13 protein-coding genes and 2 riboswitches are annotated in these 13,216 nt (G+C 74.7%); of the genes, 7 read left to right on the top strand and 6 right to left on the bottom strand.

What is annotated here, in order from left to right; translation table 11 throughout:
- Positions 1–108 (top strand): integrase core domain-containing protein (locus ACRYM6_RS16935; RefSeq protein ID WP_432544055.1); only part of this gene is annotated, 108 nt, incomplete at its 5' end.
- Between the two features lie 83 nt (positions 109–191).
- Here ACRYM6_RS16935 and ACRYM6_RS16930 read toward each other — a convergent pair.
- From ACRYM6_RS16930 to ACRYM6_RS16910, 5 genes are all read right to left on the bottom strand, one after another.
- Positions 192–1,796 carry a dipeptide ABC transporter ATP-binding protein gene (locus ACRYM6_RS16930; RefSeq protein ID WP_432544049.1) on the bottom strand — a complete coding sequence of 535 codons (1,605 nt, stop codon included), beginning with the start codon at positions 1,794–1,796 and terminating at the stop codon, positions 192–194.
- A gap of 10 nt (positions 1,797–1,806) precedes the next feature.
- Positions 1,807–2,628, bottom strand: a complete 822-nt coding sequence (locus ACRYM6_RS16925; RefSeq protein ID WP_432544054.1) for an ABC transporter permease — start codon at positions 2,626–2,628, stop codon at positions 1,807–1,809.
- A gap of 23 nt (positions 2,629–2,651) precedes the next feature.
- Positions 2,652–3,626, bottom strand: coding sequence for an ABC transporter permease (locus tag ACRYM6_RS16920; protein ID WP_432544048.1), 975 nt, complete (start codon positions 3,624–3,626; stop codon positions 2,652–2,654).
- 12 nt (positions 3,627–3,638) lie between these two features.
- On the bottom strand, positions 3,639–5,312 hold the full coding sequence (locus ACRYM6_RS16915; protein ID WP_432544047.1) for an ABC transporter substrate-binding protein: 1,674 nt from the start codon (positions 5,310–5,312) through the stop codon (positions 3,639–3,641).
- A gap of 105 nt (positions 5,313–5,417) precedes the next feature.
- A complete protein-coding gene (locus ACRYM6_RS16910) occupies positions 5,418–5,486 on the bottom strand; it encodes a putative leader peptide (RefSeq protein WP_432544053.1) in 69 nt (22 codons plus the stop codon).
- A 19-nt stretch (positions 5,487–5,505) separates the two neighbouring features.
- A riboswitch (SAM riboswitch) is annotated at positions 5,506–5,592 on the bottom strand.
- 131 nt (positions 5,593–5,723) lie between these two features.
- Here ACRYM6_RS16910 and ACRYM6_RS16905 point away from each other — a divergent pair.
- From ACRYM6_RS16905 to ACRYM6_RS16880, 6 genes are all read left to right on the top strand, one after another.
- Positions 5,724–7,094, top strand: a complete 1,371-nt coding sequence (locus tag ACRYM6_RS16905) for an FAD-binding oxidoreductase (protein ID WP_432544046.1) — start codon at positions 5,724–5,726, stop codon at positions 7,092–7,094.
- A 57-nt stretch (positions 7,095–7,151) separates the two neighbouring features.
- Positions 7,152–7,246, top strand: a riboswitch (SAM riboswitch).
- A gap of 161 nt (positions 7,247–7,407) precedes the next feature.
- Positions 7,408–8,310 (top strand): sulfurtransferase, encoded by a 903-nt coding sequence (locus ACRYM6_RS16900; RefSeq protein WP_432544045.1) that lies wholly within the window; start codon positions 7,408–7,410, stop codon positions 8,308–8,310.
- A complete protein-coding gene (locus ACRYM6_RS16895) occupies positions 8,307–9,536 on the top strand; it encodes an aminotransferase-like domain-containing protein (protein ID WP_432544044.1) in 1,230 nt (409 codons plus the stop codon). The genes ACRYM6_RS16900 and ACRYM6_RS16895 overlap by 4 nt, the downstream gene beginning before the upstream one ends.
- Complete coding sequence (locus ACRYM6_RS16890) at positions 9,533–10,027, top strand: GNAT family N-acetyltransferase (RefSeq protein WP_432544043.1); 495 nt, start codon at positions 9,533–9,535, stop codon at positions 10,025–10,027. The genes ACRYM6_RS16895 and ACRYM6_RS16890 overlap by 4 nt, the downstream gene beginning before the upstream one ends.
- Positions 10,028–10,081: 54 nt before the next feature.
- Positions 10,082–11,509, top strand: coding sequence for a PLP-dependent cysteine synthase family protein (locus ACRYM6_RS16885; RefSeq protein WP_432544042.1), 1,428 nt, complete (start codon positions 10,082–10,084; stop codon positions 11,507–11,509).
- A complete protein-coding gene (locus tag ACRYM6_RS16880; RefSeq protein ID WP_432544041.1) occupies positions 11,506–12,099 on the top strand; it encodes a methyltransferase domain-containing protein in 594 nt (197 codons plus the stop codon). Before ACRYM6_RS16885 ends, ACRYM6_RS16880 begins: the two co-directional genes overlap by 4 nt.
- Before the next feature lie 66 nt (positions 12,100–12,165).
- Here ACRYM6_RS16880 and ACRYM6_RS16875 read toward each other — a convergent pair whose 3' ends face one another.
- Positions 12,166–13,137: an ABC transporter substrate-binding protein gene (locus ACRYM6_RS16875; RefSeq protein WP_432544040.1), complete on the bottom strand. Its 972-nt coding sequence runs from the start codon at positions 13,135–13,137 to the stop codon at positions 12,166–12,168.
- Between the last annotated feature and the right edge of the window lie 79 nt (positions 13,138–13,216).

The following is a 13,216-nucleotide window of genomic DNA, read 5'->3' as shown; positions in this document are numbered from 1 at the left end:
GCCGAACGCGCCGCCGCGCTTGCTCCGTGGCTGGAGCACTACAACACTCAACGGCGTCACAGCGCACTCGGTGGCCTTCCTCCGCTCAGCCGCCTGTCACCAACGTGATGGCCGAGTACACCTAGGCCGCGTTCCCGGCGGGGCGGCGGCTCACCGGGACGGCGGCGACGTGGGCGGGCAGGGCACGGCGGTCACCCCCGGGTCCCGAGGACGGGCTCGACGGCCCGGGCGGGCCGGGGGACCGCCGCGACGAGGGCCTTGCTGTACTCCTCGCGCGGTGCGGTGAGGACCTGCTCGACGGTCCCCTCCTCCACGACCCGCCCGTGCCGCAGCACGGTGACGGTGTCGGCGAACTGCCGCACCAGCGCGAGGTCGTGGGAGACGAACAGGTACGTCAGGCCCAGCCGCCGCTGCAGGTCCACGAGGACCCCGACGATGTCGGCCTGCACGCTCACGTCGAGGGCGGAGGTGGGTTCGTCGAGGACGACGACGTCGGGGCGCAGCACCAGCGAGCGGGCGATCGCGACGCGCTGGCGCTGGCCGCCGGACAGCGCGGCCGGGCGCCGCCGCCACAGGTCCCGGTCCAGGCCGACGGCGCCCAGCGCCTCGGCCACCCGCCGGTCGCGCTCGGCGCGGTCGCCGACGCCGTACCGGTCCAGCGGTTCGCGCACGATCGCGTCGAGCCGCCACGTCGGGTCCAGCGACGTGAACGGGTTCTGGTAGACGAGCTGCAGGTCCCGGCGGGTCCGCCGCAGCTCGGCGCGGGAACGGCCCTGGACGGCCTCCCCGGCCACCAGGACCTCCCCGGCGTCGGGCTGCTCGAGCCCCAGCAGGACCCGCACGGCCGTCGTCTTGCCCGAACCGGACTCGCCCACCAGGGCGTGCGTCGTCCCGGCCGGGACGGAGAACGACACGTCGTCCAGCGCCCGGGTCCCGCCGGGGAACGTCTTGGTGACGCCCCGCAGCTCCAGCCGCGCCGGACCGGGCGCGGTGACCGGCGCGCGGCGGTACCGGTCGGGGTTCAGCGCGGGGACGTCGGCCTGCAGCTCCCGGGCGTACCGCGAGCGCGGGGCCCCGAACACCTCGGCGGTCGGCCCGCTCTCCTCGACGCGGCCGTCGCGCAGCACGACGATCCGGTCGGTGCGCTCGGCGGCGACCGCGAGGTCGTGGGTGATGAGCAGCAGCCCGATGCCGAGGTCGCTGCGCAGCTCGGTCAGCAGGTCCAGGACGCGGCGCTGGATCGTCACGTCGAGGGCGCTGGTGGGTTCGTCGGCCACCAGCAGCGCGGGGCGCGGCAGGACGGTGAGCCCGATGAGGACGCGCTGCAGCATCCCGCCGGACAGCTCGTGGGGGTGGGCGTCGTAGACGCGCTGGGGGTCGGGCAGCCCCACGCGCTCGAAGACGTCCAGGACCATCCGGCGGCGGGCCCGGCGGTCGCGCTCCCCGGTGAGCGCGGCGGCCTCCTGGGCCTGGGACCCGATGCGGCGCACGCTGTTGAGGGCGGTCGCGGGGTCCTGCGGGACGAAGCCGAGGGTGCGGCCGCGCAGCGCGCGGAACCGGCGCTCGGGGGTCCGCAGCACGTCGGTGCCCAAGACCTCGACGGTTCCGGTGGCCTGGGCGGTGTACCGGGGCAGCAGGCGCAGGACGGCGCGGGCGGTGGTGGACTTGCCCGAACCGGACTCGCCGATGAGGGCGAGGCTGCCGCCCGGGGGGATCTCGAACGACACGCCGGACACGACCGGGGTGCCGTCGTAGGCGACCGACAGGTCCTGCACCCGCAGCAGGGGTTTCGTCACTCGGGGCTCCTCAGGCGGTCCCGCGCAGCCAGCGGCTGACGCGGTTCACGGACAGGACGGTGGCGACGGTGACGGCCGCGGGCGCGTGCACCAGCCACGGGGCGGTCGGGTAGTCCTTGCCCGCCGAGACGAGCAGACCCCAGTCCGAGGCCGGCGGCGGGTCGCCGTAGCCGAGGAACGCGAGCCCGGCGATGACGAGGATCGACAGCCCGAACTGCAGCACGGCCAGGGCCAGCACCGTGCGCGAGGCGTTGGGCAGCACGTGCCGCAGCAGGACGTGGGTGCGCGAACCCCCCAGCAGGGCCGAGGCCTCCACGAACACCGACCGCCGGGTCCGCAGGACCTCCGAGCGCAGGACGCGGGCGAACACCGCGACGGCGGAGACCCCGGTGGCGATCGCGGCGTTGATCGTCTGGAAACCCAGCGAGCTCACGACGATGACGGCGAGCAGGAAGCTCGGGATCGCGAGCAGGACGTCGACCACGCGGGCCAGCACGACGTCCACCAGGCCCCCGAGGAACCCGGCGAGCAGCCCGACGAGGCCGCCGACGACGACGCCGATCCCGACCGCGACGAGCGCGCTGGTGACCGAGGACGCCGTACCGTGCACGACGCGGGAGAACTCGTCCCGGCCGAGGTGGTCGGTGCCGAACCAGTGCGCCGGGCTCGGGGCCAGGAGCTTGTCCGCGGTCACGCCCTGCCCGGGGTCGTGCTGGGTGAACAGGCCCGGGGCCAGCGCCCAGGCCAGGACGACGGCCAGGACGGCGAACGCCAGGACGACGGTCGGCGGGACGCGGTGCGCGGACCGGCGGGTGATCGCCGGGGCCTGCACGCGGGAGGCGGTGACGGTGCCGCTCACGCCGGGCTCAGCTCCTCGCGGGGGACGGTCACGGGACGGGGGGTGCGGACGCGGGGGTCCAGCAGCGGGTACACGAGGTCGGCCACCAGGTTGACGAGGACGAACACGACGGCGGCCAGGGACACGACGGCCTGCAGGACGGGCAGGTCCTGCGTCGTCACTGAGGACTCCACGAGGCTGCCGATCCCGGCGCGGCCGAAGATCGTCTCGGTGATGAGGGCACCGCCGAGCAGTTCACCGACCGTCAGGGCCAGCACCGTGACCACGGGCAGCGAACTGGGCCGCAGCAGGTGCCGCAGCAGCAGCCGTCCCCGCCCCAGTCCCCGGGAGCGGGCCACCGAGGCGTACTCCTGACGCGACTCGTGGTCGAGCCCGGCGATGAGCACCTCGGCCAGCTGTGCGGACACCGGAATCCCCAGGGCCAGGGCGGCGAAGGCGGTCGCCCAGCCGGAGTCCGGCTCGATGATGCGGAACAGGCCCAGTTCCAGGGCGAAGACGTGGATGAGCACCAGGCCGATGACGAAGTTCGGCACCGACAGGAACAGCGAGGGCAGCGAGCGCAGCACGCCCTGCGCCGCGCGCGGCAGGACCTGGGTCCCGAGCGCGACGGCGGCGGCCAGCACGACCGCGACGGCCAGCGCGCCGGCGGCCAGGGTGAGGGTGGAGGGCAGCACCTCGGCGATCGACTCCGCGACCGGGCGGTTGCTGCGCAGCGACACCCCCAGGTCGCCGGTGACGAAGCGCGACAACGACTCCCACAGCTGCACGAGCACCGGCTGGTCGAGCCCGTAGTAGGCGACGATGCGGGCGATCTCGTCCTCGGTGAACCCGTTCTCGGGGTTGCGCAGCGTGTTCGTGACCGGGTCTCCGGGCAGGACGCTGATGACGACGAACGTCGCGAGGTACGCCAGCAGGACGACGACGACGGCCTGGCCGACGCGCCGGGCGGCGAAACCGGGGTAACCCCTCACGGCCCGGCCGCCTCAGGCTTCCAGGTGGGCGGTGTGGAAGTTCGCGTACGCCACCCCGTTGTAGGTGACGCCCACCAGGTCGGAGCGGTGGGCGTAGATGCGCTGCACGATCTGCTCCAGCGGGATGAACAGCCCCTGCTCCAGGACGTACTGCTGGAGCTGGTCGACCGAGGCGGCACGGCTGTCCGCGTCCACCGCGCCGGCGACGGCGTCGCGCAGCTGGTTCAGGGTCTGGTCGCTCTCGCCGAGGCCGAACCAGTCCTCGCCCTCGTTGGCGCTGGTGAGGATGCTCGCGACGGTTCCGACGTCGATGAAGCTGCGGGTGACCTCGTAGTTGGAAAGGGTCTTGTTGCCGGTGACCCGCTGGCCGTAGGTGACCACGTCGAAGGTCTGCAGGTCCACGGTGAACCCGACCTCGCCGAGCTGCTGGGCGACGAGCTCGTCGACGGCCTGCGACGTCACGAGGTAGGGGTTGGGGAAGAGGGTGACGGCCAGCGGCTGCCCGTCCTTGCTGCGCCCGCCGTCCGGGCCCTCCACCCAGCCGGCCTCGTCGAGCAGGGCGTTCGCCCGCGCGGCGTCGAAGGCGAACTCGGCGGAGTGGTCGGAGGCCTCGGGGACGTTGGACTGGATGAAGGACTCGGCCTTCTTCCAGTCGCTGGTGTAGACCGTGGAGAGGATCTCGTCGCGGTCGACGGCGTGCTGGAAGGCCTGCCGGACGCGGACGTCGGTGAAGGGGGCGACGGAGGCGTTGAGGCGGTAGCCGTGGGCGAAACCCAGGTAGCGGGGGGTGGCGACCGTGAACCCCGCGTCCTTGAGCCCGTCGAGCTCCTGCGGGGTCGCGTTGAAGACGACGTCGGCCTGGTTGGACTGCAGGCTCGCGGTCCGCAGCGAGCTCTCCTTGACGATCTTGTACGTGATGGTGTCCAGGGCGGCGGCGCCGGTCCTGCCGAGGGCCTGCGGGCCCCAGGCGTAGTCGGCGCGCCGGGTGAGGACCACGTTGTCGCCCTCCTTCCAGCTCTTCACCGTGAACGGGCCGGACCCGCTGAACTGCGACAGGTCGGCCTGCCCCTCGGCGGGGAGCGCGATCGTCCCCGGGGAGACGAGGATGGACCCGTGGTAGCCGAGAGTGGGGATGAACCCCAGGGTGGGGGCGCTGAACTCCACCACCACGGTCGAGGCGTCCGCGGCCGAGGCGGCCAGGTACGTCTTGGGGAACAGGCCGATGGGGTTGACGCCCTTGTCGGCCTGCCCCCTGGCCCAGTAGTCGAGGTTCGCGACGACGGCCGCGGCGTCCAGGGCGGTCCCGTCGGAGAACGTCACCCCGCTCTTGAGGTGGAGGGTGAACTCGGTGGCGTCCGGGTTCTGCTCCCACGACTCCGCCAACCACGGCGTGACCTTCCCCTCGCCGTCGACGTGGACGAGCTTGTCGGTGACGTGGCCCCAGATGTTGCCCTGGAAGCTGGAGATGGCGCTGTTGTTCGGGATCCAGGTGTCGCCGAGGGAGTCGATGAGGAAGACGACGTCCCCGCCCTCCTGGGCCTTCCCCGAACCCGGGGCGGGCTCCGAACCCGACGCGCCGCCTCCGCAGGCGGTGAGGACGGTACCCACGGCCCCCGCCCCGAGGGCCGCGGAGACCGCGCGGCGGGTGGGACGGGGACCGGGGGTTCCGGTGGTGGTGCTGGGCATGGGGGCGTGGCTCCTCGGTCGTGCGGCGGGGGGACCGCACGGGGTTTCGCCGGTGCGGTGCGGGGGAGGGGGCCGCGGACCGGCGGGCGGTCGCGGGGGGTCGGGTCAGCGCAGCGGACAGAGCGCGCTGGACTGCCGGGACAGGTCGACGTGACGACGGGCCGTCAGGTGCACCGCGGATCGCACTGGGTCTCCTCCATCGGTCCCGGCGGTAGCACCTTCCCGAAGGAGGTTGCTGCGGCGTCTCTGAGCCAGGTCTCTCAGCCGCTCTGGATGGTGGATCGAGATTGGCAGAGTTCCCGGCGCGCGTCAACGCCGGGTCCCGGGTGTGCGATGGTGGCGGTTCCCCCGCCCGTGACCGCACCGGAGCGGGACCACCCGTGCAGGAACTCCCGAACGGAGCCACCAGACGTGACGACCGAACTGCTCCCCGACGTCCTGACCGGCCCGCTGGCCGAGCTCGCCCGCGAACTGCCCGGCGCCGTGGACCCGGGTTTCGCCGCCCACGAGGTCACCGACCGCTCCCGCCTCGACGCCCCCGTCGGGGTCCTCGCCGTCGTCCGCCCCGCCGACGTGGCGCAGGTCCAGGCCGTCCTGCGCTGGGCCACCCGGCACCGGGTCCCCGTCGTCCCCCGGGGGGCGGGCACGGGGTTGTCCGGCGGGGCCGTCGGCGTGGCCGGCGGGATCGTGCTGTCCACCGAGCGGCTCGACCGGATCCTCGAGATCGCCCCCGCCGACCAGGTGGCCCGCGTGGAACCGGGCGTCCTGGGCGCCGACCTCGACGCGGCGCTGGCGCCGCTGGGGCTGCGCTACGCCCCCGACCCCGCCAGCTGGCGGATCTCCAGCATCGGCGGCAACGTCGCCACGAACGCCGGGGGCCTGCGCTGCGCCAAGTACGGCGTGACCCGCGAGTCGGTGCTCGCCCTGGACGTGGTGCTCTCCGACGGGACCCTCGTCTCGACGGGGCACCGCTCGATCAAGGGGGTCACGGGCCTGGACCTGGTGGGGCTGTTCACCGGGTCCGAGGGGACCCTCGGGGTCGTCGTCGGCATCACGGTCCGGTTGCGCCCCCGGCCGGTCGACGAGCAGACCGTCGCCGCCTGGTTCGACTCGGTCGACGCGGCCGCGCAGGGCCTTCTGGCCCTCACGGCCGGCGCGGCGCGACCGGCCGTCGTGGAACTGCTCGACGGCGCGACGCTGGGCGACATCGACGCCCACTCGGGCACGTCGCTGGCCGCGCACGGCGGCGCCCTGCTGCTCGTCCAGACCGACGGCCACGGCGCGCGGGCCGAGGCGGCCGAGGTCGAGGCGGCCCTGGCCGGAGCCGGGGGACGCCCGCGCCGGCTGCACGGAGCCGACGCGGAGTTCCACTGGGAGCTGCGTCGCACCGGCCGGGGGCCGCTGGAAGACGCGCTGGCCGTGGGGGAGGACGTCGCGGTCCCGTTGTCCCGGATCGGGGAGTTCCACCGCGAGATCACCAGGATCGGTGCGGCGCACCGGATCGCGGTGCGCGCCGTCGCGCACGCCGGGGACGGGAACTTCCACCCGCTGCTGTTCGCCGACGACACCGCCGGTGCCGCCGAGCGCCTCGAGGCCGCCGCGGACGAGGTCGTCGCGACCGCCCTGCGCCTGGGCGGCACCATCAGCGGCGAGCACGGCATCGGCACCGCGAAGCGGCGCTGGCTGCCCGACGAGCTGGCCCCGCGGGTGCGGGCGCTGCAGGCCGGCATCAAGGCCGTCTTCGACCCGCTGGGCCTGCTGAACCCCGGCAAGGCCCTCTGATCCGGGACCCGGGCGGGGATTGACAACCGGCTCAGGGCCACGCGACAGTGATCGGGCAACCCATCAAGAGCGGCTGAGAGACCTGGCTCCGCGACGCCGCAGCAACCCCCCGTGCGAACGGGTGCGGGTGCTTCCGCCGGGAACGATGGAGGATCGATGCAGCACCGCACGTCCCGTGCCACCCCGCGCCGTCCCGGGGGTCACTTCCACGCCTGCAGCCGGCGCGTGGTGGACCTGTGCCGTCGTTCCAGCAGCGCCTGTCGCTGAGGCTCGACCCGGCCTCCCCCTCCCCACCGAACCCCGGAGCACCCCCATGCCCGTCCCCACCGACACCGGCGACCCCAAGTTCACCGCGTACGCCCACCCCGACCGCCTCGTCAGCACCGCCTGGTTGGCGCAGAACCTCGGCCGCGAGGGCCTCGTCGTCGTCGAGAGCGACGAGGACGTCCTGCTGTACGAGACCGGGCACGTCCCCGGCGCGGTGAAGGTCGACTGGCACACCGAGCTCAACGACCAGGTGACGCGCGACTACCTCGACGGCAAGGGTTTCGCCGAGCTGCTGTCCCGCAAGGGCATCGGCCGCGACGACACGGTCGTCGTGTACGGCGACAAGAACAACTGGTGGGCGGCCTACGCCCTGTGGGTGTTCAGCCTGTTCGGGCACGCCGACGTCCGCCTCCTCGACGGTGGCCGGTCCGCGTGGGTCGCCGAGGGCCGTGAGCTCACGACCGAGGTCGTGCCGCGGGCCGCCACCGAGTACCCCGTCGTCGACCGCGACGACACCGCGATCCGCGCGTTCCTGCCGGACGTGCGCGCGCACCTCGGCCGTCAGCTCATCGACGTGCGCTCGCCCGGGGAGTACGCCGGCACGCTGACCAACATCCCGGACTACCCGCAGGAGGGCACCGTCCGCGGCGGGCACGTCCCCGGCGCCGCGAACGTGCCCTGGGCGCAGGCCGCCGCCGACGACGGCCGGTTCAAGGACCGCGCCGCCCTGGAGGCCCTCTACACCACCGGCGGGGCGCACCTGGACCCCACCCGGCCGACGATCGCCTACTGCCGCATCGGGGAACGGTCGAGCCACACGTGGTTCGTGCTGACCCACCTGATCGGCCTGCCCGACGTGCGCAACTACGACGGCAGCTGGACCGAGTGGGGGAACACGGTCCGCGTCCCCATCGCCGTCGGCGCCGAACCGGGCGGGGTGACCCCGTGATCCTCGTCGAGGACGACGCGGCGCTCGACCCCGAACTGCTCAGCGGCCCGCACCTGCTGTCCCGCCGCGCCCGGGACGTGCTGCCGGCCGTGGGTTTCGGCCCGCGACCCACCCACCCGGTCGAGGGCACCATCGGCCTGCACGGCGGGATCCCCGGCGCCGCGGCCCTTCCGCTGGCCGGGCTGTCCCGCGCCTTCGCCGAGGAACTGGCCGACCCGGCCGCGCCGTCGCTGCGCTACTCGGTGCCGCTGGGGCTGCCGGAGCTGCGGGAGTGGATCGCCACCGACGAGGGCACCGACCCCCAGCGCGTCGCCGTCACCAACGGCGCGCTGCACGCCCTGGCGCTGGTGTTCGACGCGCTCGTGGACCCCGGCGACGTCGTGCTCGTCGAGAACCCCACCTACCCGCTCGTCCTGACCCTGCTGCGGCAGCGCCGCGCCGACACCCGCCCGGTCGCCACCGGGCCCGACGGCCTCGACCTGGACGACCTGGAGGCCCAGCTGCGCGCCGGGCTGCGGCCCAAGCTCCTCTACACGATCCCGGACTTCCAGAACCCCACGGGCACCAGTTCGCCCGTGGCCGCCCGCCGCCGGCTGGTGGACCTGGCCGAGCGGTACGGGTTCCTGGTGCTGTCCGACGACCCGTACCGCAAGCTCCGGTTCGACGGTGACCCCGCCGAGGACCTGGACCTGGCCTCCGAGCAGGTCCTGCACGTGAACACGTTCTCCAAGACCCTCGGGCCCGGCCTCCGGCTCGGCTGGATCGCCGGCCCGCGGTGGCTGGCCGGGGCCGTGCTGGACGCCCGCCGGGACTCCGACCAGCACACCTCGCTCGTCGTCCAGCGTGCCGTCCACCGCTTCCTGGCCGGCCCCGGTGCGCTGGCCGACGCGTTGCGGCACAGCCGGTCGGTCCTGCGCGAACGGCACGACGCGCTGCTGGCCGCGGTGTCGGCCGAACTCGCGGGCGTGGTGGAGGTCCCCGCGGCCGAGGGCGGGATCTTCGTGTGGGGTCGCGTGGTCGACCCCGCCGTCGACCTGGAGAAGGCGTTGGACGCGGCCCGGCAGAACGCCGTCGACTTCCCGCTGGGGCGCTACTTCAGCCCCGTGGGCCCGCGCGAGTTCACCGACCGGTTCCGCTGGGGGTTCTCCGACCTCACGCCGCAGGAGCTGCGGGAGGCCGTGCACCGCGTCGTGGTCGCCTTCGCCTCCCCGCTGGCCCGGCGGTGACCGTCCAGGCGCTGCCCGTCGTCACCTGGGAGGCCACGGGCTGGGACGACCCGCGCGTGGCGGGCCTGCGCGACCTCATGGACGCCGAGATCGGCCCGCGCTACGCCCGCCCCGGCGCGAGCCCGCGCTCCTTCCCCCCGCCCCCCTCCGCCGCCGAGGTCGAGGTGGCGTGGCTGGCCCTGGCCGGCGGCGAACCGGCCGCGACGGCCAGCCTGCGCCGGCTCGCCGTCGAGGGCGAACCCGTGCGGTGGGAGGTCAAACGCGTCTTCGTCGCCCCCGCGCACCGCCGCCGAGGGCTAGCGGCCCAGGCGCTGCGCCGCGTCGAGGAGTCCGCCCGGGCCCTGGGCGTGGACCGGCTGCTGCTGCAGACCGGCGACCGCCAGCCCGAGGCGATGGCCCTGTACGAGCGCCAAGGCTGGGAACCGGTCCCCGCCTACCCCCCGTACGACCGCGTCGGGCACAGCCGCTGCTACGGCAGGCACTTCGACTGAGAACACCGCCGCGCCCCCGGGCCCGCACCTGCTCCTCCACCGAAAGGCCGCACCGTGAGCACCCTCGAACGGCTGCCGATCACCGGGACCACCCGCGACCTGGACCTGGGCGCCGCCGCCGGTCCCGTCCACGAGTCCGTCCTGGACGCCATCGGTTCCACCCCGCTGATCCGTCTGCGCCGCACCGCGTCTCACCTCCAGGCCGCCGTCTACGTCAAGCTCGAGCAGAACAACCCCGGCGGCAGCGTCGAGGACCGCGCCGCCCTCTGGACGGTCCGCCGCGCCCGGGCCGACGGGTCCCTGCCGCCCGGCGGGACGATCGTCGAGGGGACCAGCGGGAACACCGGCGTCGGGCTGGCCGTCGTCGGCGCCCAGCTCGGCCACCCCGTCGTCGTGGTCGTCCCCGACGGGACCAGCGCGGAGGAGATCGCCGTCCTGCGCGCCTACGGCGCCGAGGTCGTCGTCGTGCCGGGCGGCGTCCCGCGCGACGACCCGCGGCACGTCCACCACACGGCCGTCCGCCTGGCCGCGGAGATCCCCGGCGGGTGGCTGGCCCACCCGGACGACGACCCGGACGACCCCGCCGCGCACCGGGAGACCACCGGTCCCGAGATCTGGGCGCAGACGCAGGGGCGCCTGAGCACCTTCGTCGCCGGGGTGGGGACCGGCGGGACGATCTCCGGTGCCGGGGAGTTCCTGAAGTCCGTCAGCGGTGGCCGCGTCCGCGTCGTCGGGGTCGACCCGGTGAGCTCGACGTGCTCCGGCGGTGACGCCAGCTCCCGGGCCGTGCGCCCCGGCGTCCTCGACGCGGTCGTCCCGGTCGAGGACCGGGACGCGCTGCTGACCGGTCGCCGGCTGGCCCGCGAGGAGGGGCTGCTCGTCGGCGGGTCGGCGGCCGGCGCGGTCGCCGTCGCGCTGCGCGAAGCGGAGGGGCTGGGCCCCCACGACGTCGTCGTGGTGCTGCTGCCCGACCCCGGGCGCTCCCCCTCGTCCAAGAATCTCAACGACACCTGGCTGCGCCGCAACGGGTTCCTGGAAGGAGGGGTCGAGCGCCCGGTGCGCGACCTGCTGCCGGCGGGAGCCCTGGACGCTCCGGGACCCATCTCGCTGGCCGCCGACCTGACCGTCGGGCGGGCCGCCGAGCTGGCCGCCGGGCAGGGCGCCCTGGGCCGCACCCCGCTGGCCGTCGTCCTGCCCCGCCGCGACACCCGCCGCCCGCTCCCCCTGGGCGACGTCGTGGGGGCCGCGACCCTGGCGGGCCTGCGCCACCTCGTCCGCGACGATCCCGACCTCGCGCACGTCCCGCTGCGCGAGGTCGCCGACGCGCCGCTGCCGCACGTGGGCGTCGGTCAGGGCGCCGACGAGGCGTGGACCGCGCTGGGGGAGTTCCCCGCCGCCTGGGTCCTGGTCGACGGCCGCGTCGCCGGCTGGGTCCGGCGGGCCCGGCTGGACCAGGGGCGCACCCCCGAGGACGGCCCGTGAGGACCGGCACCCGGTCGCGCCGGGCCCTGGTGACCGACGTGGTGGGCCCCGTCCTGGCCGGGCTCGGGCCCGCGCCGCTGCGGGTCCTCGACGCGGGCGGGGGCGACGGCCGCGACGCCGTCGACCTGGCCCGGCTGGGTCACGACGTGACCGTCCTCGACCCCTCCGGGCGGGCCCTGGCCGCCGCGCAGGAACGCGCCGCGGGAGCCGGTGTCGCGCACCGGGTCCGCACGGTCGACGCGGACCTGGACGACATCGCCGCCCTCGCCGCGATCACCCACCACCGCGCCGGGGGCTCGGGGTCCTTCGACCTCGTCCTGTGCCACGACGTCCTGCCCGCGCGCGGCACCCTGGCGCAGGTCGTCGCCGACGTCGCCGCGCTCACCTCGTCCGTGCACGCCGGGGGCGCGATCTCGCTGCTGGCCCCCGCCGGTGCGCCCGCGCGGGCCGGCCTGCTGCGGCTGGACCGCGACCTCGTGCAGGGGGCGCTGCTGGCCAGCGGGTGCGAGCTGCTGCCCGTGGGCGGGGACGTCGTCGACGAGGTGGGCGGAGTGACCCACTGGCACCTCCTCGCGCGGCGCGCGGACTGACCCACCCGCGCGCACCACGGCCCGCCCACCCCGTCGCGGGGTGGGCGGGCCGTCGTGCTGCCGCGGTCAGTCGGTCTTCGGCAACCCGGGCGGGTTGATCGCCGACGTCGTCACGGCCTCGTTCGCCAGGTTCCAGCGTTCGAGGGTCTCGGCGTACGCGCCGCTGCCGATGAGGTGGTTCAGCGCGTCGGCCAGGGCCTGCACGAGGCCGTTGTCCTTCTTCGTCGTCGCCGCGATCTCGGCCTGGATGGTCCCGCCGCCGGGGACGGTGCCGACGATCTTCGTGTCCCCGGAGACCTGCGCGTGGTACGCGGCCGTCGGGTTCGGCCCGAAGTTGGCCTCGATGCGGCCGGAGGCGAGCGCCAGGTACGTGTCAGAGGCCTGCTGGTAGTACTGGATGGTCGCCTCCTCCCGCCCGGCCGCCTCGTTCTGCGCGTTCCAGTCCAGCAGGACCTTCTCCTGGTTGGTGCCCGAACCGACCGAGACGGTCAGGCCGGCGATGTCCTCCGGGCCGGCGATCGCGGTGATGTCGGAGTCCTTCGCGACCTCCCAGGCCAGGGTGTCGACGCGGTAGGACGCGAAGTCGTACTTCTCCTTGCGCTCCTCGGTGACGGTGATGTTCGAGAACCCCACGTCGTACTGCCCGGAGTCCATCGACAGGAACAGGTTCTCCCAGCTGGTGGCCTGGATGTCGGGTTCCAGGCCCAGGACACCGGCGACGAGCAGGGCGATGTCGGGTTCGATGCCGATGACGGTCTCGTCGTCGTCGGCGCGGAAGCTCAGCGGCGGGTTGCCGTTGCCGGTGGTGCCGATGACCAGCGTCCCGCGGTCCCGGATCGCCTGCGGCACCTTCGCGGCGATCTCCGGCACCGCGTCGACGGTGACGCGTCCGCCCTGCTCGGGGCTGGTGTCGACCCCCGAGCCGCTGCTGCTGCCGGCGGCGGGAGCCGTCGCGGGGTCGGCGCTGCCCGACGCGCACGCGGACACCACCAGGGGGGTGGCGGCCAGCGACAGGAGCCAGGTACGTCGGCTGATCAAGGGGTTCTCCTCGTGCTCGGGCCTGCCCGGGGCAGGCCGACGTCGCGGTCCGGCGGAGCGCCGGACCGTCAGGGGGTGC

Source organism: Kineococcus rugosus (genome assembly GCF_050871975.1).
Classification (GTDB): domain Bacteria; phylum Actinomycetota; class Actinomycetes; order Actinomycetales; family Kineococcaceae; genus Kineococcus.
This window is presented reverse-complemented; position numbering and strand designations above follow the sequence as displayed.

What these genes read in the sequence shown, in the direction of transcription:
- ACRYM6_RS16915 (WP_432544047.1), bottom strand. Translation starts at nt 5,312, where the DNA reads ATGCCCAGCACCACCACCGGAACCCCCGGTCCCCGTCCCACCCGCCGC.
- ACRYM6_RS16900 (WP_432544045.1), top strand. Translation starts at nt 7,408, where the DNA reads ATGCCCGTCCCCACCGACACCGGCGACCCCAAGTTCACCGCGTACGCC.